20 protein-coding genes are annotated in these 22,183 nt (G+C 69.7%); 1 reads left to right on the top strand and 19 read right to left on the bottom strand.

The window, feature by feature from the left end; genetic code table 11:
* Positions 1–77: 77 nt before the first annotated feature.
* From lpxD to BM396_RS23065, 5 genes are all read right to left on the bottom strand, one after another.
* Entirely contained in the window at positions 78–1,139 is a 1,062-nt protein-coding gene (gene lpxD / locus BM396_RS23045; protein WP_043382804.1) for a UDP-3-O-(3-hydroxymyristoyl)glucosamine N-acyltransferase, read from the bottom strand.
* 50 nt (positions 1,140–1,189) lie between these two features.
* Entirely contained in the window at positions 1,190–3,760 is a 2,571-nt protein-coding gene (gene bamA, locus BM396_RS23050; RefSeq protein WP_043351213.1) for an outer membrane protein assembly factor BamA, read from the bottom strand.
* Positions 3,761–4,180: 420 nt separating this feature from the next.
* Positions 4,181–5,335 (bottom strand): M50 family metallopeptidase, encoded by a 1,155-nt coding sequence (locus BM396_RS23055; protein ID WP_043351211.1) that lies wholly within the window; start codon positions 5,333–5,335, stop codon positions 4,181–4,183.
* A gap of 166 nt (positions 5,336–5,501) precedes the next feature.
* Positions 5,502–7,112 carry a DHA2 family efflux MFS transporter permease subunit gene (locus BM396_RS23060; protein WP_043382801.1) on the bottom strand — a complete coding sequence of 537 codons (1,611 nt, stop codon included), beginning with the start codon at positions 7,110–7,112 and terminating at the stop codon, positions 5,502–5,504.
* An 8-nt stretch (positions 7,113–7,120) separates the two neighbouring features.
* Complete coding sequence (locus BM396_RS23065; RefSeq protein WP_043382798.1) at positions 7,121–8,362, bottom strand: HlyD family secretion protein; 1,242 nt, start codon at positions 8,360–8,362, stop codon at positions 7,121–7,123.
* A gap of 138 nt (positions 8,363–8,500) precedes the next feature.
* Between BM396_RS23065 and BM396_RS23070 the strand changes: the two genes are divergently transcribed.
* On the top strand, positions 8,501–9,139 hold the full coding sequence (locus BM396_RS23070) for a TetR/AcrR family transcriptional regulator (RefSeq protein ID WP_043382795.1): 639 nt from the start codon (positions 8,501–8,503) through the stop codon (positions 9,137–9,139).
* Positions 9,140–9,148: 9 nt separating this feature from the next.
* Here the strand turns inward: BM396_RS23070 and dxr are convergent, their stop codons facing one another.
* The 14 genes from dxr to BM396_RS23140 all read right to left on the bottom strand — a co-directional run.
* Positions 9,149–10,327 carry a 1-deoxy-D-xylulose-5-phosphate reductoisomerase gene (dxr, locus tag BM396_RS23075; protein WP_043351207.1) on the bottom strand — a complete coding sequence of 393 codons (1,179 nt, stop codon included), beginning with the start codon at positions 10,325–10,327 and terminating at the stop codon, positions 9,149–9,151.
* Positions 10,328–10,346: 19 nt separating this feature from the next.
* Positions 10,347–11,204: a phosphatidate cytidylyltransferase gene (locus BM396_RS23080; protein WP_043382792.1), complete on the bottom strand. Its 858-nt coding sequence runs from the start codon at positions 11,202–11,204 to the stop codon at positions 10,347–10,349.
* Positions 11,205–11,224: 20 nt separating this feature from the next.
* Positions 11,225–11,788, bottom strand: coding sequence for a ribosome recycling factor (gene frr / locus BM396_RS23085; RefSeq protein WP_043351205.1), 564 nt, complete (start codon positions 11,786–11,788; stop codon positions 11,225–11,227).
* Positions 11,789–11,903: 115 nt separating this feature from the next.
* Positions 11,904–12,626, bottom strand: coding sequence for a UMP kinase (pyrH, locus tag BM396_RS23090; protein WP_043351203.1), 723 nt, complete (start codon positions 12,624–12,626; stop codon positions 11,904–11,906).
* 457 nt (positions 12,627–13,083) lie between these two features.
* Entirely contained in the window at positions 13,084–14,010 is a 927-nt protein-coding gene (gene tsf / locus BM396_RS23095; RefSeq protein ID WP_043382788.1) for a translation elongation factor Ts, read from the bottom strand.
* Between the two features lie 118 nt (positions 14,011–14,128).
* Positions 14,129–15,196, bottom strand: coding sequence for a 30S ribosomal protein S2 (locus tag BM396_RS23100; protein WP_012320390.1), 1,068 nt, complete (start codon positions 15,194–15,196; stop codon positions 14,129–14,131).
* 265 nt (positions 15,197–15,461) lie between these two features.
* Positions 15,462–16,202, bottom strand: a complete 741-nt coding sequence (locus tag BM396_RS23105; RefSeq protein ID WP_043382785.1) for a pseudouridine synthase — start codon at positions 16,200–16,202, stop codon at positions 15,462–15,464.
* The gene (locus BM396_RS23110; protein ID WP_043351191.1) at positions 16,199–17,104 is read right to left on the bottom strand and encodes a class I SAM-dependent methyltransferase; all 906 of its coding nucleotides are present in this window, start codon (positions 17,102–17,104) and stop codon (positions 16,199–16,201) included. The genes BM396_RS23105 and BM396_RS23110 overlap by 4 nt, the downstream gene beginning before the upstream one ends.
* A 149-nt stretch (positions 17,105–17,253) precedes the next feature.
* Positions 17,254–18,201 carry a GTPase Era gene (gene era, locus BM396_RS23115; protein ID WP_085987654.1) on the bottom strand — a complete coding sequence of 316 codons (948 nt, stop codon included), beginning with the start codon at positions 18,199–18,201 and terminating at the stop codon, positions 17,254–17,256.
* Positions 18,202–18,248: 47 nt separating this feature from the next.
* Positions 18,249–19,028 (bottom strand): ribonuclease III, encoded by a 780-nt coding sequence (rnc, locus tag BM396_RS23120; protein WP_081948668.1) that lies wholly within the window; start codon positions 19,026–19,028, stop codon positions 18,249–18,251.
* Positions 19,025–19,810, bottom strand: coding sequence for a signal peptidase I (lepB, locus tag BM396_RS23125; protein WP_091955302.1), 786 nt, complete (start codon positions 19,808–19,810; stop codon positions 19,025–19,027). Before lepB ends, rnc begins: the two co-directional genes overlap by 4 nt.
* A 191-nt stretch (positions 19,811–20,001) precedes the next feature.
* A complete protein-coding gene (gene acpS / locus BM396_RS23130; RefSeq protein WP_043382779.1) occupies positions 20,002–20,412 on the bottom strand; it encodes a holo-ACP synthase in 411 nt (136 codons plus the stop codon).
* The gene (locus BM396_RS23135; RefSeq protein WP_043382776.1) at positions 20,409–21,158 is read right to left on the bottom strand and encodes a pyridoxine 5'-phosphate synthase; all 750 of its coding nucleotides are present in this window, start codon (positions 21,156–21,158) and stop codon (positions 20,409–20,411) included. The genes acpS and BM396_RS23135 overlap by 4 nt, the downstream gene beginning before the upstream one ends.
* Positions 21,159–21,470: 312 nt before the next feature.
* The coding region (locus tag BM396_RS23140) for a transketolase C-terminal domain-containing protein (RefSeq protein WP_280142412.1) at positions 21,471–22,183 on the bottom strand (713 nt) is incomplete at its 5' end.

Consider the following 22,183-nt stretch of genomic DNA (forward strand, 5'->3'; position numbering starts at 1 on the left):
GGCTTGCAAACCGGCCGCCCTTGGCAGGCCGAACGCCCTCTTCGGAAGAAATCGCCGGAAGCGCAAGGCCTTCCCGGTCAGGTGTCCTCGCCGCTCAGGTCCTTGCCGCCGCGCTCGGCGAGGCGGGCCAGCGTCGTCAACTCCCGGAACCAGGCCCGGACCGGCTTGGCGGGCGTTCCGCCCCAGCGGCTGCCCGGCGGCACGTCGCGGTTGACGTTGGACGAGCCGGCGATCTGCGCACCGCGGCCGATGCGCAGGTGGCCGACGACGCCGACCTGCCCGCCGAGGACGACGTAATCCTCCAGGGTGGTCGAGCCCGAGATGCCGACGCCCGACACGATGACGCAGTGCCGCCCGATCACGACGTTGTGGGCGATCTGCACGAGATTATCGATCTTGGTCCCCTCCCCGATCACCGTGTCGCGCGAGGCGCCCCGGTCGATCGTGGTGTTGGCGCCGATCTCGACATCGTCCTGAACGATCACCCGCCCGACCTGCGGGACCTTGAGGTGGCTGGCGCCCATGGCGAAGCCGAACCCGTCCTGCCCGAGGCGCGCACCCGGGTGGATGATCACCCGGTTCCCGAGGAGAGCGTGGCTGAGCGTGGTGCCGGCGCCGATCGCACAGTCCCGCCCGATGCGGACGCCAGGACCGATCACGGCATTCGGTCCGATCACCGTTCCTGCGCCGATCTCGGCACCCGGCCCGACAACCGCGCCGGGATCGACCGTGACGCCGTCCTCGAGCCGGGCTTCCGGATGGACATGGGCGCCGGACGCGACGCCGCGGACGGCGAACTGGGAGCCGGGACGCAGGGCATCCGGATGCAGACGGCCGAGCAAGGCCGCATAGGCGCGGTAGGGATCGCGGCTGACGAGGGCAACGGTGGTTGCGGGACAACGCGCCGCGAACCGGGGGGAGACCAGACACACCCCCGCCCGCGTCGCGGTGAGCGCGTCGCCGTAGCGGGCATTGTCCATGTAGGCGAGGTGTTCCGGACCGGCGCTCTCCAGGGAGGCCGCGCCGCTGAACCGGCGTTCCGGATCCGCTCCGTCGGGAAGGCTGGCGCCGGCGGCTGCCGCGATCTCGGCCAGGGTGAGGCCATCGGCGGCGGCGGTGAAGAAGATGGGATCTGACATGCTCGATAACGCGCCGGCCGGGACAATCCGGCCGGCGCGCGCAATTTTTATCAGAAGCGCGAGCCGCCGGAGAAGCGGAACGCCTGGACCTGATCCGCGCCGATATGGCCGAACTTGCCGAGGATCGGGACGAACACCTTCTGACCCTCATCCTTCGACAGAGCGTAGGCGTAGTCGAACCGGATCGGGCCGAGCGGCGAGTTCCACAGGATGGACGCGCCGATCGAGGAACGGATCGCCGCCGTGTCGCGAACGTTCACGCATTCCGGCTCCACGCCGATCGTGAAGGCGTTGAAGTTGCACTTCCCGGTCGTCGGCGAGATGCCGTTGATGAAGGCGTCGCCGTTCACGTTGAAGTTCCGCTGGCCGTGATAACCGAACAGCGTGCCGGCATCGGCGAAGAGCGCGCCCTTCAGGCCCAGATCCCGCGGAATGAGGGGCAGCGGGAACTGAACTTCGAGGGTACCGCCGACGTAGGTCGAACCGCCGATCGCGTTCGAGCGGGCATCGGCGATGCCGACGTCGCGCGGACCGATGCCGTTCGGTGCGAAGCCGCGGACCAGCGACGGGCCGAGGAAGAACTGGTCGGTCACCCGCAGCGGGTCGTTGTTGAGCGACGAGATGTGGCCGCCCTGGAAGCGGATGAAGCCGACGACGTCCTCGAAGATCTCCTTGTAGTACCGCGCATCGGCCGTCACGCGGAAGAACTTGGAGTCGCCACCCAGGCCGGCGACGTCGGGCTTCAGCTCGGCGTAGAGGCCGTTGCGGGGCGCGCCGATCACGTCGAGGGTCGAGTAGGCGAGCGTCAGGCCGGCCAGCGAGGTCAGCGTGTTGCCCTGCGAACCCTTGATGGCGATCGAGGCTTCGCCGTCATACGCGCAGTTCGGGTAGATCGCCTGGCCGCCGATGTTCCGGCCCGTATTCGGGTCGATCGTGCCCGCCGCGTAGGTGGCGGTGTAGCCCGGGATCGGGATCGAGCAGTCGTTGTACGGCCGCTTGAGGGTGTTCGGGACCTTCAGCTCGGTATTGTACAGCGAGTAGCGCAGCGTGATGCCGAACTCCTCGGTGATCGGCAGGCCGAGGCGGAGCTGGCCGCCATACACCGTGGTCTCGTAGCGCGAGTATCGGGTCAGGTCGGAGTACTTGTAGAAGGCGTCGAAGCCCGCTGCCAGCCGGTAGCCGAGGAAGTACGGCTCGGTAAACGAGAAGTCGACGCCGCGCGAGTACTGGCCACCCGTACCGGCCAAGCGGACGTACTGGCCGCGGCCGAGGAAGTTCGACTCGGAGACCGAGACCTCGCCGATGATGCCGTCCTGGGTGGAGTAGCCGCCCGCCACCGAGAACGAACCCGTGGGCTGATCCTCAACGTCGATGTTGATGACCACGCGGTCCGGGGCCGAGCCCGGCTCGTTGGAGAAGCGGACCTTCTTGAAGAAGCCGAGACCGTTCAGGCGCCGCTCGGCGCGGTCGGTCAGCACGCGGTTGTAGGCGTCGCCCTCGGCGATATCGAGCTCGCGACGGATGACGTAGTCGCGGGTCCGGGTGTTGCCGCGGATGTTGATGCGCTCGACGTAGACGTGCGGGCCGTCCTCGACCACGAAGCCCAGGGAGACCTGATGGCTGGCCGGATCGCGCTGCCCGGTCGGGCGGACCTGCGCGAAGGGGTAGCCGGCGCGGTTGACCTCGCGGGTGACGTTGTTGAGCGTCTTCTCGACGTCGTCGGCGTTGTAGATGTCGCCCACGGAGGTGGCGATGTCGGTGTCGAGCTTCGTGGTGTCGAGGCCCGGCAGGCGCGAATCCACCTGGACCGCGCCGACCTTGTACTGCTCGCCCTCGTTCACCGTGATGGTGATGACGTAGCCGGACTTGTCGCCCTCGACGTAGCGCGCGTCGGCGCTGACCACCTGGAAGTCGGCGTAGCCGTTCTTCAGGTAGTAGCGGCGGACTTGGTCGAGGTCGTTGGTGATGCGGTCGGGATCGTAGACGTCGGAGGTCTTGATGAACGACAGGAAGTTCATCTCCGAGGAGCTCATCAGCCCCTTCAGCGTCCGCTCCGAGTAGGCGTTGTTGCCGACGAAGTTGATCGAGAGGATGCCGGTCTTATCGCCCTCGTCGATCTGGTAGATCACGTCGACGCGGCCGTTGGGCAGGTCGACCGTCCGGTAGGTCACCTTGGCGGTGCCGCGCCCGAAGCGCTTGTAGACGTCGCGGATGCGGGCGAGGTCGGCGTTAATGATCGCCTCGCTGTACGGGCCGCGGGCCTTGGCCTCGACGATCCCCTCAAGGGTCGCCTTCTCGACCTTCTTGTTGCCCTCGAAGACAACGCGGTTGATCAGGTTGTTCTCGCGGACCGTCACCACCGTGCGGCCACCCGACTGGGCGACCTTCACGTCGGAGAACATCCCGCTCGCGAGCAGGTTGCGGCGGGCCTCCTCGGCGGAGCCGGACGCCGTCCCGGTCACGTAGGACCGGATCGTGTCGGCATCGACGCGCTGGTTGCCCTGGACGACGATCTGCTGCGCCTGGGCGGCCCCGCTCAGGACAACGCCAAGACCCGCAGTGACTAGGACGATGGTTTTCCGCACCGACTTACGTCGGGGCTTCCCCGTCAACGACATCATGCAATCGCCCGTTTCTGTTCTGGTCGCGGGGGTTAGCCCGTCACAGGCGACCGTTGATCGGCCGTCCCGTCACCTGGTCCAAGCGTGGCTTCGGTCCAAGCGTAGCTCTTACCGGGATTCCCCAGCCAAGCAAACGCGCGGGAGGCCATCGTCAGGGGATTTTGGGGGGTCGTGGCCTTCGCGCCACTTAACGGTGCGGTCAGCATGAAGACAAACCGCAGATCGTGGTGAACGCCACGTAAATGTCTGGACTGTCGGAGGTTTTCAGACCCGATCGCGATCCCGTGAACAGGATCTTAACCCGGTTTCACCCCGTCGGAGCGGTGCCATCCGGGCGGCGTCCGGGCGAGACCGCGGCGGGATTGGGGCAGCCTTTCCGGTGGAGATCCGGCGGAATCACAGGATCCCGCCGGCCCCCAATCAGGTGTTCCGCCAGGAGGCGCCGAGATTGAGGATGTCGTTCCAGGCGGCGAACAGCATCAGCATCAGCACCAGGGCGAGACCGATACGGAATCCGATCTCCTGGGCCCGCTCGCTGAGCGGACGGCCGCGCACCACCTCGAAGGCGTAGAACAGCAGGTGTCCGCCATCGAGCAACGGCACGGGGAACAGGTTGAGCAGGCCGATCGAGACGGAGAGCAGCGCGATGAGCCCGACCAGACCGCCGACGCCGCCGGTCTTGGCGACCTCGCCGGAGACGCGGGCGATGCCGATCGGACCCGAGAGCTGGTCGGCGGATTCCCGGCCGGTGACGAGCTTGCCGAGATACGAGAAGGTGCGCTCGACGACGAAGTAGGTCTCCTTCACGCCGAGATTGAGCGAATCGAGCGCCCCGTAAGTCACGAGGCGGGCCTCCGAGCCCGCGGGCGACCGGATGCCGAGCCGGCCGATCCGGTGGCGGCCGAACGGCGTCTTCTCCTCGAAGGTGGCGGGCGTCGCCTGGATCGTGATGGGCTGGTCGTTGCGCTCCACCGTGAAGGTCAGCGGCGTCCCGGCGCTGCCGGTCACCGTGCGGTACATGGCGTTGAAGTCGCCGATCTTCTCGCCGTCGATGGCGGTGATCACGTCGCCGGGCTGGAAGCCGGCCTGGGCGGCGACGCTGTTCGGCTCCACCGACGAGACCCGGGCGGGCAACTCGTAGCGGCCGCCCAGCCAGATCGCGCCGGCGAAGAGCAGGATCGCCAGGATGAAGTTCGCCACAGGGCCGGCGGCGACGATCGCCGCGCGCTTGGACACGGGCTGGGTCGGGAAGCTGATCGCCCGCTCCTGCGGGCTCATCCGGGCGACGGCCTCGGGATCGGGCATGCTGGCGCCGTTCACGTCGCCGTGGAACTTCACGTAGCCGCCGAGGGGGATGGCGCAGAGCTTCCAGCGGGTGCCGCGGCGGTCGTTGAAGCCGAACAGCTCGGGGCCGAAGCCGAGCGAGAAGGCGTGAACCCCGACCCCGCACCAGCGCCCGACCAGGAAGTGGCCCATCTCGTGCACGAACACCACGACGGTGAGCACGAATAGGAACGGAATCACTGCGCCGAAGAAGCCGCCGGCGGTTCCGCCCATCGCGTTGAGGAAGTCCATACGCCGTATCCTGGCCGTCTCGGCGCCGGCTTCTCGGGCCGGCCATCCGCCCTGTCTAGCAGATCGGCGGGGCCGACCGCCAACGCAATCCTGCGGGGCGGCTGCGGAAGGTCGCACGCGCGGTCCGATTCCGCACCCGCCGACCGCCCGGGATCGGGGCAGCCCGTCAGTGGCCGGCCCCGCCGCCCGCACCGGCCTGGGGCCGCCGGATCATGGGAACGGCGCAGGCCATCACCAGGAACAGGACCGTCAGCGCCAGGAATACATCCTCGAAGGCCATGACCAGGCCCTGGATCCGCACGGTGTTGGTCATCGCCTTCAGCGCCATGCCCGACGCGGCGCTTCCATAGGCCTCGAAGCCGCGCTGCATCGTGTCGAGGCGCTCCAGGGCAGCCGTGTTCGCCCAGGTGAAGCGCTCGTGCAGCCGTGCGAGATGGAGGTCCCATCGGTCGTTGAGGATCGTGTTGATTAGCGCGAGGCCGACCGCGCCACCGAGGTTACGGGTCAGGTTGAACAGCCCCGACGCGTTCTTCATCCGCGCCGGCGGCAGCGTTCCGAGCGCGATGTTGTTGATCGGGATCATGCACAGCATCAGTGAGCAGCCACGCAGGATCTGGGGCAGGAGCAGCTCGTAGAAGTCCCAGTCCTTGGTCAGGCCGGTGACGATCCACGTGCCGCAGGCGAAGCCGACGAAGCCGATGCCCATCATGATGCGGGGATCGACCTTGCCCGAAAGCCGGCCGGCGATGGGGGCGGTGGCGAACATGCATAGGCCTGAGACGAACATCGTCTCGCCGATCATCAGCGCCGAGTAGCCGCGCACCCGGGCCAGATAGACCGGATAGATGTAGGTCAGCCCGTAGAGCCCGATGCCCAGCACGAAGCTCGCCACGCACCCGCTGGCGAAGTTCCGGTCCGAGAAGGCCCTCAGATCGACGATCGGCTGCTTCGCCGTGAAGACCCGCCAGAAGAACAGCAACGCCGACGTCCCGCAGATGACCGCGCAGGCGAACACCGCCTCGTCCTGCAACCAATCGTGGTTCGGCCCCTCCTCCAGCACGTATTCCAGGCAGCCGAGGAAGCCGGCCATGAAGGCGAGACCGGCCCAGTCGAACGATTTGATCAGGCCGTAATTGGGCTCGTCGAAATCGACCAGGATCCAGGTCGAGACGGTCACGAAGATGCCCGGCACGACGTTGATCAGGAACAGCCAGTGCCACGACATGAGATCGGTGAGATAGCCGCCCACCGTCGGGCCGATCGTCGGCGCCAGCGTCGCCACGAGCCCGATCATCGGCGACACGATGGTCCGCTTCGAGGGCGGGAAGATCGTGAAGGCCGCCGCGAACACGGTGGGGATCATGCCGCCGCCGATGAAGCCCTGGAGCGCCCGCCAGACGATCATCTCGCCGATCGACGAGGAGGTGGCGCACATCAGGCTCATCAGGGTGAAGCCGCCCGCCGAGATGGCGAACATCCAGCGCGTCGAGAGCACCCGCGACAGGGTGCCGGAGAGCGGGATCGAGATGACCTCGGCGATCAGGTAGCTGGTCTGGACCCAGGGGATCTCGTCGCCGGAGGCCGAGAGGCCGGCCTGGATCTCGTTCAGGGAGGCCGAGACGATCTGGATGTCCAGGATCGCCATGAACATCCCGAAGACCATGCAGACGAACGCCACCATGCGGCGGCGGTCGAGGGGCGGCTCGGCGGCGCGGGCCGTCACGCCGCGCGTCGGGGCGGCGGCATCGCCCGCGGAGGTGGCGGCACTGGCGGCCATCGCGGGTCTCAGCGGCTCGCGGTGTTGACCGGCCGCGGCGCGGAGGCGCGGTCGAGGACGGAGCGATCCGCGCCGATGCGGGTATCGACCCGCACCACCGCCGACAGGCCCGGCCGCAGCAGGCCCTCGCGGGCGACCTCCTCGGGCACGCGCACCCGGACGGGCAGGCGCTGAACGATCTTGGTGAAGTTGCCCGTGGCGTTGTCGGGCGGCAGCAGGCTGAACACCGAGCCGGAGGCCGGCGAGAACGATTCCACCACGGCGTGGATCTCGCGGTCCGGATAGGCGTCGACCGTGACGGTCACGGGCTGGCCGGGACGCATGCGCTCGACCTGGGTCTCCTTGAAGTTCGCGTCGATCCGGACGCTCTGGAGCGGGACGAGCGCGGCGATCCGCGTGCCGGGCCCGACATAGGCGCCGGCCTCCACGGCCTTGTTGCCGACGACCCCGTCGAAGGGCGCGCGGATCACCGTGAAGTCGAGGTCGCGGCGGGCCCGGTCGACGGCGGTGCGGAGTTCCGCCGCGAGGCTCTCCGCCTCGCGCTTCTGCGCCTGGAGGACGTCGACATTGGCGCGGGCCGCGACGAGGCCGGCCTCCATGGCCTTGACGGAGGCCTCGGTGCGGTCGCGGTCGGCGCGCGTCTGGTCGATGCGCGACTTGGCGACGTAATCCGCCTGCATCTGCATCGACCGGGTGAAATCGGCCTGGGCGCGAACGGCGTCGGCGCGGCTCGCGTCGAGCTGCGCGGCGGCTTGGGCGACCTGCGCCTGGGCCGCCTCGGCTTGCCGGGCGATCCGCGCGATGGTGCTCTCCTGCGTGGCGAGCTTGTCCTGCGCGGCCTGGAGCGCGAGGCGATAATCGCCGTCGTCGAGCTGGGCGATGACGTCGCCCTTCTTCACCGCGAGGCCGTTCACCACCGGGACCGACTGGAGGTAGCCCGGGATCTTGGCCGCGAGGACGGAGATGTCGGCCTGGACGTAGGCATCGTCGGTCGAGACGAAGAACCGCCCGACGGTCCACCACTGCCACCCTTCATAGGCGCCGCCGCCAAGGGCGGCCGTCAGGAGGCCGAGCAGGAGGAGCCGCCTGACGGGACGCTTGCGCGCCGGGACCGCCTCGTCCGGCACGGGCTTCGGCAGAGGTGCCGTGACTGAGGCCTGCGCAGGATGCTCCGCGCGCTCCTCGTCTCTGGCCTCGATTCCGGCCTCGACACCGGAATTGAGCCGATCCGCGTCCTCGCGAAGGGACATATCAGCGCCTCGACCTCAATGACCGAACGGTTCGGTCAATCACGAGGCACGGCTTGACGTGCCTCCGCAGAAGCCGCAGATTATGTTGACCGAACGGTTCGGTCAAGCGTGGCGGCGCCACGGGCGCGGAGCGGGACGATGGCTCAGGGTGCGGTTCTGGAGCGAGGTCAGGCCCAGCACGAGGGCGACAAGCGGCAGCAGATCCTCGAGGGTGCGCGGATTGTTTTCCTGTCGGCGGGATTCGACGGTGCCAGCATGGGCGAGATCGCCCGCGCGGCCGGCGTCTCGAAGGGCACGCTCTACGTCTATTTCGAGAGCAAGGAGGCGCTGTTCGAGGCGCTGACGACGCAGGAGAAGGCCAGCCTCGCCGAAGCCCTGTTCACACTCGATGCGGATGATCCCGACGTGCCGGGCGTGCTCACGCGGCTGGGGGTAAGCTTCCTGACCGAGATGTGTCGGCCGGAACATGTCTCGCTGGTCCGCATGGTGATCGGTGCGAGCGAGAAGTTTCCCCGCTTCGGGCAGGTCTACTATCAAGCCGGTCCGGCCTGCGGCGTCGACCGTCTCTCCCGCTATCTCGACGCGCAGGTCCAGGCGGGACGCCTGAGCATCGCCGACACCGAACTCGCAGCCCGGCACTTCCTGCACCTCTGCCAGGCCGGTCTGCTGACGCGCCTGCTGTTCGCGGCAGGCGGCATCGCCGGCGAGGCCGAGATGCGCCATCAGATCGACGAGGCGGTGCGGGTGTTCCTGGCCGGCTACGGCCCGGCGCGCTGAGGCGGGGGTTCAGCCGGCGGCGCGCAGCTCCGGCAGGGCCTCGGCGCTCCAGATCCGGACGTGGGCGTCGATGGCGAGCGCCTCGTCCACGTCGGCCGGTGCGGTGCGGTACGAGCCGGCGAAGTGCGTGCAGGCGCGCTCGACCAGATCGCTGATCCCGTAGAAGCCGATCCGGCCGGCAATGAAGGCCGCCACCGCGATCTCGTTGGCCGCGTTCATCACGGTCGGCGCCGCGCCGCCGGCGGCCAGCGCCGCCCGGGCGATCCGCAGGCAGGGGAAACGCGCCTCGTCCGCCGCCTCGAAGGTGAGCGAACCCAGCGTCACGAGGTCGAGGGGCCGACCGCGCTCGATGGTGAGCCGGTCCCCGAGCCCGAGGCAGTGCGAGATCGGCACGCGCATGTCGGGCAGCGCCAGCTCGGCGGTCACCGCCCCGTCGAGCCAGTAGACCAGGCCGTGGATCACCGATTGCGGATGCACCACGACGTCCAGGCGCTCGGGCTCGATCCCGAACAGATGGTGCGCCTCGATCAGTTCGAGGCCCTTGTTCATCAGGCTCGCCGAATCGATGTTGATCTTCATGCCCATCGACCAGGTCGGATGAGCGGCCGCCTCGGCCGCGGAGGCGGCGGCGATGCGCTCGCGGGTCCAGGTCCGGAACGGGCCGCCCGAGGCCGTGATCATCATGGTGCGGACGTCGGCGAGCGGCCGGCCGGCCAGCGCCTGGCTCAGGGCGTCGTGCTCGGAATCCATCGGCAGGATCGTGGCGCCGTAGCGGGCAGCGTCGCGCATGAAGGCGTCGCCGGCGCAGACGAGGCTTTCCTTGTTGGCGAGCGCGACCTTGCGGCCCAGCCGAAGGGCGGCGTGGGTCGATTTCAGCCCCGCCGCCCCGCTCACCGCCGCCACGACGATGTCGGCGTCGCGGGCAGCCGCCTCCATGACGGCCGCCTCCCCCGCCCCGCTCGGGATGCCGGAGCCCGACAGGGCCTCGGCGAGGGCCGGGCCGGCGGATTCATCGGCCAGTGCCGCGAAGGACGCATTCAGCTCCCGCGCGACCTTGGCCAGGGCGACGGGATCCTTGCCCCCCACCAGGGCGCCGGCCCGGAACCGGTCGGCATGCTGGGCGAGGAGGTCGGCGGTGGAACGGCCGATCGAGCCGGTGGCGCCGAAGACGGTGACGACCTGGGTCACGGGTTCAACTCCCTCATCGTCACGCGATCAGACCGCCCCCGCGCAGGGCGAGATAGAGGGCCGCCAGCACGGCGACCGCGAAGAATCCGTCGAGCCGGTCCATGACGCCGCCATGGCCCGGGATGATCTTTCCGGAATCCTTCACGCCGTAATGGCGCTTGAGACCGGATTCGATCAGGTCCCCCGCCTGACTCAGGACGGAGGCGAGCGCGCTGACGCCTGCCACAACCGGCAGGGAGGCGGCACTGGGCAGAGGCATCCCGGCAAGGTCGGCGACCACCGGGACCAGCGTCCCGGCCGCGACCGCGCCGACGAGGCCGCCGAGGGCCCCCGACCACGTCTTGTTGGGCGAGACCCGGGGCATCAGCTTCGGGCCGCCGATCTTCCGGCCGGCGAAATAGGCGGCGATGTCGGTGGACCAGACCACCGCGAACATCCAGGCCGGACCGACGAGACCGATGGCGGGATCGTCGCGCAGGGCCACGGGCACCGCCGCGATCGCCGCCGCGCCGAGCACACCGGCGAACGCGCGGAACCGGCCCCCGGGCGTCCGCGCCACCGTGGCGCAGGCCGCGGCGCCGAGTACAAGGACTGCGATGCAGGCCGGTGTCGGGGCACCGCCGCGCTGGCAGAGCAGCAGGGCGCCCAGCGTCGCAGCGCCCAGTGCGATCAGAACCTCGCGGGGCTCGGTGCGGCTCATCACCATCCACTCGCCGAATCCGATGAAGCCGGCGGCGAGCCAGATCCCCGCGAAGGGCCAGCCCCCATAGACGAGTGCGGCCAGCACGCCGGCTCCGAGCACGAGGCCCGAGGCGACGCGCAGCCACAGCTCGCGCCGTCCCGAGGGACGCGCGGCCGGTGCGGCGGCGGCGGTCACGCGCGACCCGTCCCTTCGCCTCAGACCTGCATGATTTCCTTCTCCTTGGAGGCCAGCACGCCGTCGATCTCAGCGATGAACTGGTCGGTCGCCTTCTGCACGTCGGCGGCCTGGCGCTTCTCGTCGTCCTCCGAGATGGCGCTGTCCTTCAGGAGCTTCTTCAGATGATCGAGGCCGTCCCGGCGGACGTGGCGCACGGCGACGCGGGCCTCCTCGGTGTACTTGTGGGCGACCTTGACCATCTCCTTGCGGCGCTGCTCGTTCATCTCGGGGATGCGGAGCCGGATGGTCTGCCCCTCGGTCTGCGGGTTGAGTCCGAGATCGGATTCGCGGATCGCCTTCTCGACGGCGGTGACCATGCTGCGGTCCCAGACCGAGATCGACAGGAGCCGGGGCTCCGGCACGCTGACGGTGGCGACCTGCGCCATCGGCATCATCGATCCGTAGGCATCCACCTGGATCGGATCCAGGAGCGACGGCGTGGCGCGCCCGGTGCGCAGCGAGCCGAGATCCTTCGAGAGCGAGGACACGGCGCCCTGCATCCGGCGCTTGAGGTCGTTGAGATCGAATTCCGGTGTGGCCATGGTGGTCGTCCCGAGACGTCTGACGGTATCTTGAGCCCGGCGCGGGCAATCGCGGCCTCAATGGACGAATTTTTTCAGGGCCGCAAACGGTCGCGGCGGCATCACCGCCGCGTCGTCAGGGCGCCACGAGGGTCGAGGGGGCCTCGCCCGACAGGATGCCGGCAATCGAGCTCGGCGGATGGAGCGATCCGACGAGGATCGACAGCCGGCTCTCCCGGGCCAGCGCGAAGGCCGCCGTGTCCATCACCTTGAGATCGCGGGCGATGGCCTCGTCATGGGTGATGCGGTCGTAGCGGGTCGCGCTCGGATCCTTCTTGGGATCGGCCGTGTAAACGCCGTCGACCTGCGTCGCCTTCAGAACCGCGTCGCAGCGCAATTCGGCGGCGCGCAGGACGGCGGCGGTGTCGGTGGTGAAGAACGGGTTCCCGGTGCCGCCCGCGAGGACGACCACCTGCCCCTTGTCGAGGTGGTGCAAGGCCGGCTGGCGGGCGTAGGTCTCGCAGATGGTCGGCATCGACACCGCCGACATGGTGCGGGCCTGGACGCCCGCGGCGTTCAGGGCGGTCTCGATAGCCAGGGAATTCATGACGGTGGCCATCATCCCCAGCGAATCCCCGGTGGCCCGGTCGATCCAGCCGGCCGCCGAGATCCGCGCTCCGCGGATCATGTTGCCGCCGCCGACCACGATGGCGATCTCGGCACCGGCCTCGATGGTGCGGGCGATGTCCTCGGCGAGCCCGGCCAGGGTCGGCGGATGCAACCAGTACCCGTCAGGGGCTGCAAGAGCCTCGCCCGATAGCTTCAGCAATATCCGGCGAAACGGCGTCGTATCCGGCATCGGGTTTCCCGGCTCCATCCCGCGTCGCGCAAACCGGGAGGCTTCTACGTCAGGCGCGGGAGTTCCGTCGAGGGGTTCGGGCCGATCCGGCGGGGCACATCGGTCGAATCATACGGGAGAGATGGCCCAATCCCGGGAGGACCATCCGTCAACGGGCGAGGCGCCGGCCTGATCGTGGATCAGGCCGGCGCCCGATTTTCAGCTGCCGGTCAGGACGCCGACGGCGCCGAGAACGGTCATAACGAGACCTGAGGCGAACACGCCGATCATCAGGTAGGAGAAGGGTTTCAAAGGCATGGGCACGACATAGCGCAGCGCCGCGAAACGACGTGTGCGCCGCAACACGGTCCGGCGTGGAACGCTTTGGCGCGCCCGAAAATGCGAAGCCCCGCCCGGCTCGCGCCGGACGGGGCTCGTCTCTCTGCGGCCCGGCGCGCCGGGCGATCGCGGACGATGATCAGGCGCGGCCGGCCTGCTGGGCGACCTCGGTGGCGAAGTCCGGCCCCTCTTCCTTCTCGATGCCCTCGCCGAGGGCGTAGCGCACGAAGCCCGTCAGGGTGACCGGACCGCCGACCTTCGAGCCGGCCTCCTTGAGAACCTGGCTCACCGTCTTCGAGCCGTCGTGCACGAAGGGCTGCTCCAGGAGGGTGACCTCCTTGTAGTAGCTCTTCAGGCCGCTCTCGATGATCTTGGCGAGGACGTGGTCCGGCTTGCCGGCGTTCTTCTCGCGCAGGATGTTCGACTCGCGCTCCACCGTGGCGGTGTCGACGCCCGAGGCGTCGAGCGCCACCGGGTTGGTCGCCGCGACATGCATGGCGATCTGGCGGCCGAGGGCCGAGAGCGCCTCGACGTCGCCCTCGGACTCGAGAGCCACGAGCACGCCGATCTTGCCGAGCCCCTCGGAGATCTGGTTGTGCACGTAGGAGGCGATCACGCCCTTCTTGACCTCGAGCTTGGCCACGCGCCGCAGGTTCATGTTCTCGCCGATCGTGGCGATCAGGTTCTGCAGCTTCTCGGAGACGGTCTCGGTGGCGCCCGGGAAATGGGCGGCCTGGAGGCCTTCCAGCGTGCCGTCGGTGTTGAGCGCGATCTTGGCAGCCTCGCGGACGAAGGCCTGGAAGGCGTCGTTGCGGGCGACGAAGTCGGTCTCGGAGTTCACCTCGACCACGGCGGCGTGGTGGCCGGCGGACTCGACGGCCACGAGGCCCTCGGCGGCGACGCGGCCGGCCTTCTTGGCGGCCTTGGCGAGACCCTTCTTGCGCAGCCAGTCGACGGCGGCCTCGATGTCGCCCTGCGTCTCGTTGAGCGCGCCCTTGCAGTCCATCATGCCGGCGCCGGTCTTCTCCCGGAGCTCCTTCACCATCGCGGCGGTGATGTTGGCCATGGCGGTCCCTTTCGTGTGGTCTGGATGCGAGAGGCCCGGCGCGCGGGTGAGCGGCCGGGCCCGGTATGCCTGGAACCGCGACGGCCCGATGACGGTGCCGCCGCGGAGTCCCGATGGATCAGGCTGCGGCGGCGGCCTCGACGAAGCCACGGGCCTGCGAGACCCACGAATCGCGGTCGATGCGGCCGTTGAGCTTCAGGTCGGCGTCGACCTTGGCAACGTCCTCGGGGGTCATCGCGGCGAGCTGCCAGTAGTGGTAGATGCCGGCGTCGTTCAGCTTCTGGACGATCTGCGGTCCGGCGCCGTTGAGCTTGGTCAGGTCGTCCGGCGCGCCGCGCGGGGCGGCGAGCAGCTCGAAATGCTCGGTCGACTCGGCGAGCATCGCCACGTCGGCCGGGTCGAGGGCGTCGGACTCCACCGTGACGGCCGCGTCGTCGTTGGCGGGCAGCTCCTCGGCCATCGGCTCCTCGGAGGCGCCGAGATCCATGCCCGACGAGCCCTGGGCGCGCGAGATGCCGTCGATGGCGGCCTTGGCGATCAGGTCGCAGTAGAGCGCGATGGCGCGGCCCGCATCGTCGTTGGCCGGGACGATGTAGCTGATGCCGTCCGGGTTGCAGTTCGTGTCGACGATGGCGGCCACCGGGATGCCGAGGCGGTTCGCCTCCTTGATCGCAAGCTGCTCCTTGTTGGTGTCGATCACGAACAGCAGGTCGGGGACGCCGCCCATGTCCTTGATGCCGCCGAGCGCCTTCTCGAGCTTCTCCTTCTCACGGGAGAGCATCAGGCGCTCCTTCTTGGTCAGGCCCGGGCCGCCGGTCTCCAGCGTCTCGGTGACCTTGCGCAGGCGCGAGATCGAACCCGAGATCGTCTTCCAGTTGGTGAGCATGCCGCCCAGCCAGCGGGAGTTGACATAGTACTGGGCCGAGCGCTTGGCCGCCTCGGCGATCGTGTCGGCCGCCTGGCGCTTGGTGCCGACGAACAGCACGCGGCCGCCCTTGGCGACGGTGTCGCTCACCGCCTGCAGCGCCTGGTGCATCGCCGGCACGGTCTGGGCCAGATCGATGATGTGGATGTTGTTGCGCGTTCCGAAGATGTAGGGCTGCATCTTCGGGTTCCAGCGGTGCGCCTGGTGACCGAAATGCGCCCCCGCCTCGAGGAGCTGACGCATAGAGAAATCGACGGCCATGTCTGTGTACTCTCCGGTTATATCCGCCGCGGAGGGATGCGGCCGGCCGAGATCTCGGACGACCACCGGAAACGCCTCATTCAGGCATGAGGCCGGCTCCGCGTGTGGGATGGGCCGGCGCTTAGCAGAGGCCGGGTGCGAAGGCAAGGCGCGGAACGGCGCCCGCGCGATCGGCATCCAGGCCCCGGCCGTCGTCGGCGCAATCGTCAATCTTGCGTCAATCTTGCCCGGTCGCCGCGCTGGTCGCCCTCGAACACGGGACGGCTCACGCAGCCGCAAACACCGCCGCCACGTCCCCGGCGGTCATCACCCGGTAATCCCCCGCCGCCAGATCCGCCGGCAGGTCGAGGCCGCCGACCCGATCCCGGTGCAGGGCCGTGACGTGGTTGCCGATGGCGGCGAACATCCGGCGGACCTGATGGTAGCGGCCCTCCGTCAGCGTCACCGCGCAATGCTTGGCATCGGCGACGTCGAGGTGCACCGGCAGCAGCGGGCGGTCCTCACCCTCGAGCATCAGCGTGCCGGCGGCGAAGACCGCCGCCTCCCCGCCGGTCAGCGGCCGGTCGAGGGTGACGCGGTAGCGCTTGGCCACCTGCGCCTTCGGGCTGATGATCCGGTGCAGCAGAGCGCCATCGTCGGTCAGCAGCAGGAGGCCCGAAGTCTCCTTGTCGAGCCGCCCGACGGTCGAGAGCGGCGGGTCACGGCGGCGCCAGCGCTCCGGCAGAAGCCCGTAGACCAGCGGACCGGCCTCCTTGTGCGAGCAGGTCACGCCGAGCGGCTTGTGCAGCATCAGACACAGGCCGGGCAGCGGATCGACGGGCGCGCCGTCGATCGTCAGCCGGTCCGGCAGATCCGGGTCGAGGGCGATCCGGTCGCCGGCATCGACCAGATCCGCGCCATCGAGGCGGATCGCGCCGGCGCGGGCGAGGGTCTGGATCTCGCGGCGCGAGCCGTAGCCGAGATTGGCGAGGAGCTTGTCGAGCCGGACAGACTTGGCTGCGCTCACCGGCGCGCCTCGTAGACGCGGAAGCCGTTCGCCTGCACGGCAACGGAGACGCTCCGGAACGCCGCGCGCAGGGGCGCCTCGTAAGGCAGATGCGCGTTGGCCACGAGCCAGAGCGTGCCGCCCGGCCGCAGAACCTCGGATGCCCGGGCGATGAATGCGCGGCCGAGGGACGGGTCCTCGGTTCCGGCCTCGTGAAACGGCGGATTGGTGACGATGAAGTCGAGCTGGTCCGGTACCACGCCGGGCGTCCGGACATCCGCCCAGTGGATCGTGGCCCGCGGGTCGGCGACGTTGCGCCGGGCCATCTCGACGGCCCGGCGGTCGATCTCCACCAGCGTCAGGGCGGTGACCGCGTCCGATCCCAGCACCGCTCGGGACAGGATCCCGAGGCCGCAGCCGAAATCGGCGCCGCGGCCCTTGAAGGCCGGCAGATTCGCCAGGAGCAGCGCCGTGCCGGCATCCAGCCGGTCCCACGAGAAGATTCCGGGCTGCGTGCACAGGGCGAGGTTGTCGACATGGCGCGGACCGCCCTCGTCGATCGCCTCGGCGAGGCCAGCCGGCTCTGTCGGGCGCTCCGCCGTGCAGATCCGGTGATGCCGGCGCGGCTGGTCTGCGGCGGCGCAGCCGAAGGTCGTGAGTTCCTTGGCGAGACGGGTGCCGCCCCGGTCTTTCGGGGCCAGGGCGACCATGCGCCCGCCCGGCCCGAGGGCGCGCAGCACCTGGGCCAGCACGTAGCGCCGCTCGACCGTTCCGGGCGGCGCGAGCACCGTGGCCGCGTCGAGGCTGTTCTCGGACAGATCCTCCAGCCGTGCGGCGCCGGGGATCATGGGGGAAAGCTGGACGGCGTCGCCGGGAACCTCAGCGAGGTCGGCCGGCGGCAGGCCGTAGACGGCATGGCGCATGAACGGTTCGGGATCTGGAGAGCCAACGCCGGAACGCGAATCCGCGGCGGAGCGGGGCAAGCCCGCGCCCGACTCGGTTCATCCGGGGGAACACCGCGTTTATACCGGAACCGGCCGGGAAGCCCAGCCTCCCGGGCGCGGCCCCGTCGTCAGCCGCGCGGGAATTCGAGGCCCATCTCGCGGTAGCGGGCCGGATCGTCGGCCCAGTTCTCCCGCACCTTCACGTGCAGGAACAGGTGGACCTTGGCGTCGGCCGCCTCGGCGATCTCGACGCGGGCCGCCTGCCCGATCGACCGGATGGTCTGGCCGCCCTTGCCGAGCACGATGGAGCGCTGGCTCTCCCGCTCGACGAAGATCGTCTGCTCGATCCGAACCGACCCGTCGGGCCGGATCTGCCACTGGTCGGTTTCCACCGTCGAGCGATAGGGCAGTTCCTCGTGAAGCCGGTCGTAGATCTTCTCGCGGGTGATCTCGGCGGCGAGCATGCGCAGCGGCGCGTCCGAGACCTGATCCTCCGGATAGAGCCAGGGGCCCGGCGGCATCCGGGCCGCGAGGGCGCGGCGCAGATCGTCCACGCCGTCGCCGTTCAGCGCCGAGATCATGAAGGTCTCGGCGAAGGGCGCCGCGGCGTTGAGCTTGGCGGCGAGGTCGAGCAGGCGCTCGCGCGGGATCAGGTCGATCTTGTTGAGGATCAGCAGCTTCTCGCGCTTCACCTCGCCGAGCCGCCCGAGCACGGCCTCCACCTCCGCATCGACGCCCTTGCGCGCATCGACCAGCAGGCAGACCGCGTCGGCATCGGCGGCGCCGCTCCAGGCCGAATGCACCATCGCCCGGTCGAGGCGGCGCTTGGGCGCGAAGATGCCGGGGGTGTCGACGAGCACGACCTGGGCCGAGCCCTCGATGAGGATGCCCCGCACCAGCGCCCGGGTCGTCTGCACCTTCCGGGAGACGATCGAGACCTTGGTGCCGACGAGGTTGTTGAGCAGGGTCGACTTGCCGGCATTCGGCACGCCGATCAGCGCGACGAAGCCGGCCCGGGCGTCGGCGGGCGTGCCCGGGAGCATGGACGGATCGCGCGCGGGCTCCTGGCCCGGCATGGCGCCGGGGCCGTCCTGCGCGTCGTGATCGTCCGGTTCGTGCGTGTTCATGCTGTCTCCGTCGGCCCCGCATCCGCGGAGGCTCCGATTCCCTCTCGCTCCATCAGCGCCCGGGCGGCGGCCTGCTCGGCGATCCGCTTCGAGGTGCCGTCGCCGAGACCGGGCTCGAGGCCCTCGACCTGGACGGCGATGCGGAACCGGGGCGCGTGGTCGGGACCCGTGCGTTCGACCACCGCATAGGTGGGGATCGGCAGGCTGCGGCCCATGGCCCATTCTTGCAAGGCCGATTTGGCGTCACGGCCCCGTGCCGCAGCCGTCGGCTCGCCCGGGCGGAAATGCGCCTCGACCACCGCCCGGGCGGCGTCGAAGCCGGCGTCGAGGTAGATCGCCCCCAGGATCGCCTCGCAGACGTCGGCGAGGATCGTCTGATTGCGCCGGCCGCCACCCATCACCTCGCCCTGGCCGAGGATCAGGTGCGGTCCGACCTCCCAGGACGCGGCCACAACCGCGCAGGTCTCACGCCGGACCAGAGCGGCGAGCCGCCGGGAGAGATCGCCCTCGTCGGCCTCCGGAAAGGCGCCGTAAAGGCGATCGGCGACCGCGAGCCCGAGCACCCGGTCGCCGAGGAATTCCAGGCGCTGGTAGCTGCCGCCCCGACCGCTGGATTTGCTGGTATGGGTCAGGGCACGGGTGAGCAGGTCCTGATCGGCGAAGCTGTGCCCGATCCGCTCCTCGAGCGCGCTCAGGGGCGGCCGCGGCTTGTGGGCCCGACGGGATCGGGCGTTGGCCCGGGGCTGCGCGGCGTCGTCCAAGTCCGGACCGGTCAATGGATCGTCGTGAACAGGCGCGACCAGCGCACGTGGGCCGGCCAGTTCCAGACCTGCCACGCCGGGGTCCCCTCGTCGATCGAGAAGAAGATCATCTCGGCGCGCCCGACCAGATTGGCGAAGGGCACGTAGCCGACATTGGCGAGGTCGCGCGAATCGGTGGAGTTGTCGCGGTTGTCGCCCATCATGAAAAAGTGACCGGGCGGGACCGTGTACAGCTCGGTCTTGTCCCAGAAACCATTGTCGCCGTCGCGCTCGATCACCCGGTGGGCCACGCCATTGGGCAGGGTCTCCATATATTGCGGCACCTTGGTGGGCTGCCCGTAGGGATCGGTCGTCTCGTAATCGGCGATCCGCTCGCGCTTGACCGCCTTGCCGTTGATGTTGAGCACGCCGTCGATCATCTGGATCTTGTCGCCCGGCAGGCCGATCACGCGCTTGATGTAGTCGGTCGAATTGTCCTTGGGCAGCTTGAACACCGCGATGTCGCCGCGCTTCGGATCGGCGCCCCAGATCCGGCCCTCGGCCTGAATCGGAATGTATTCCGACAGCGGCAGCGAGTACTTGGAGTAGCCGTAGGAATATTTCGATACGAACAGGTAATCGCCGATCAGCAGGGTCGGCACCAGCGACCCTGAGGGGATGTTGAACGGCTGGAACAGCAGCGTCCGCACCACCAGGGCGATCAGCAGCGCCTGGATGCCGACCTTCAGCGTCTCGCGGATGCTGGCCCAGGTGCCGGTCTCGGCGGGTTTCCTGAGCGGCTTGCCGTCGTAATCCACGCGCGCGTTCCGTCTTTGGTTGAGGTTCGTCACCTGCCGCCAGCGGGGCGCAGCCCCGCCGCGCGCGGCTTGCTGATGTGCGGTTGGCCCGAGGAATGCGCCGCAATCGTGTCCGCTGTGAGCGGCGGTCTAGACCATGCGCGAGCCCCCCGCAACGCGCGACCGGGGCCGGCTAATCCGCGATGGCCGCCTCAACCGGCGACAGAGACCGGCAGGGCTTCAATGATCACGAAGGCTTGTGCCATCGGTGGATCGTCCGTGAGGCTCACATGCAGGCGCGCCGCGTGTCCGGCCGGCAGAAGGTCCGCGAGCCGCGCGGCCGCACCGCCCGCCAGCCGGAGGGTCGGCTGTCCGGAGGGCAGGTTCACCACCTCCATGTCGCGCCAGAACACGCCGGCGCTGAAACCCGTCCCCAGCGCCTTGGCGCAGGCCTCCTTGGCGGCGAAGCGCCGGGCGTAGCCCTCGGCACGGGCGGCCCGCCGGTCGCAGCGGGCCCGCTCGCCCTCGGTGAAGACCCGGTGGGTGAAGCGCGCGCCGTGCCGCTCCAGGGTCCGGGCGATCCGACGGATGTCGCAGAGATCCGACCCAATCCCGACGATCATGCGAGCCGGGCCCGATCCATGGCGGCCCGCATGTCGCGCACCGCTTGGTCGAGCCCCACGAAGATCGCGTCGGCGATCAGCGAATGGCCGATATTGAGCTCCCGGATCTGCGGCAGCGCCGCCACCGGCCCGACGCTGCCGAGGGTCAGCCCGTGACCCGCATGGATCTCCAAGCCGAGGCCGGCCCCGTGCTCGGCTGCGCGCCGGAGGCGGGCGAGTTCGTGGGCCGTGCGGCCGTCATCGTCCTCAAGGGCGGCCTCGCAGTAGCTGCCGGTGTGCAACTCGACCACCGGCGCCCCCAGGGCATGGGCGGCGTCCATCACCGCGGGCTCCGGCTCGACGAACAGCGAGACGCGGATACCGGCTTCCGCGAGGGTCCGGATGCGCGGCGCGAGGTGCTCCCGGCCGCCGACGATGTCGAGCCCGCCCTCGGTGGTGCGCTCCTCGCGCTTCTCCGGGACGAGGCAGGCGGCATGGGGCCGCGTGGCCAGCGCGATCGCCACCATCTCGTCGGTGGCCGCCATCTCGAAATTGAGCGGCACGGACAATCCGCGCTTCAGCGCGGCGATATCGGTGTCGCGGATATGGCGCCGGTCCTCGCGCAGATGCGCGGTGATGCCGTCGGCGCCCGCCTCGACGGCGAGCAGCGCCGCCCGCACCGGGTCCGGGTAATCGCCGCCGCGGGCGTTGCGGACGGTCGCGACGTGATCGATGTTGACGCCGAGGCGCAGCTTTTCGGAGGTCATCCGCTCGTTCGTCCCCGTGTCGGCGCGATGCGACAGGCTTACCGGCAGGGTTCGGAAGGCGCGGCGCGCCCTCACCCCGTGTCGGCGATATGCGGAGGATCGCGCGCGCCGGCAAGACGGCCGGGGCCGCGACACTTACCGATCGGCTGGCGCGCCCGTCATCGCGGAAGACGGCGATCCAGGGGACGAGGATCGTCACTCCGGGGATCTGGCGCCGCCGGGATTGGCGGCGCCGAGGGAGCAAGATCCCTGGGCGGGCCTTCCCGACAGGCGTCCCGCCCGGTCATCGAAGGGGCCGAAGGGCCCTCCCGCTCAGGCGAGGCGCAGGCGCGACCGGCCGTCCTTCCGCTCGGGCAGGGCATCGAGGATCGCCTTGACGATGGCTTTGGCGTCGAGGCCGGCCTCGGCGTACATCTTCTCGGGGCTGTCGTGGTCCTGGTAGGTGTCCGGCAGCGTCAGTGTCCGCACCCGGACCCCGCCCGCGTCCAGCGCCCCCGTCTCCGACAGCAGGTGCAGCACCATCGCGCCGAACCCGCCCCGCGAGCCCTCCTCGATCGTCAGCAGGACTTCGTGGTCCCGCGCGAGATCCAGGATCAGCGCCTCGTCCAGCGGCTTGGCGAACCGCGCATCCGCCACCGTCACCGCCACGCCCTGCTCGGACAGCGTGTCCGCCGCCTTCGAGGCCTCGGCCAGCCGCGTGCCCAGGCTGAGGATCGCCACCCGCGCCTCCGCGTCCCGGCGCACCACCCGGCCCTTGCCGATCGCCAGGACCTCGCCCCGCTCCGGCAGCTCGACCCCCACGCCCTCGCCGCGCGGGTAGCGCAGGGCGATCGGGCCCGAATCATGCGCGTGGGCGGTGGCCACCATGTGCACCAGCTCGGCCTCGTCGGAGGCCGCCATCACGGTCATGTTCGGCAGGCAGCACAGATACGCCAGGTCGAACGCGCCGGCATGCGTCGCCCCGTCCGCGCCCACCAGACCCGCCCGGTCCAGGCAGAACCGCACCGGCAGGTTCTGCAGCGCCA

Origin of the sequence: Methylobacterium sp. UNCCL125 (assembly GCF_900116795.1) — a bacterium.
In the GTDB taxonomy this organism is placed as follows: Bacteria; Pseudomonadota; Alphaproteobacteria; order Rhizobiales; family Beijerinckiaceae; genus Methylobacterium; species Methylobacterium fujisawaense.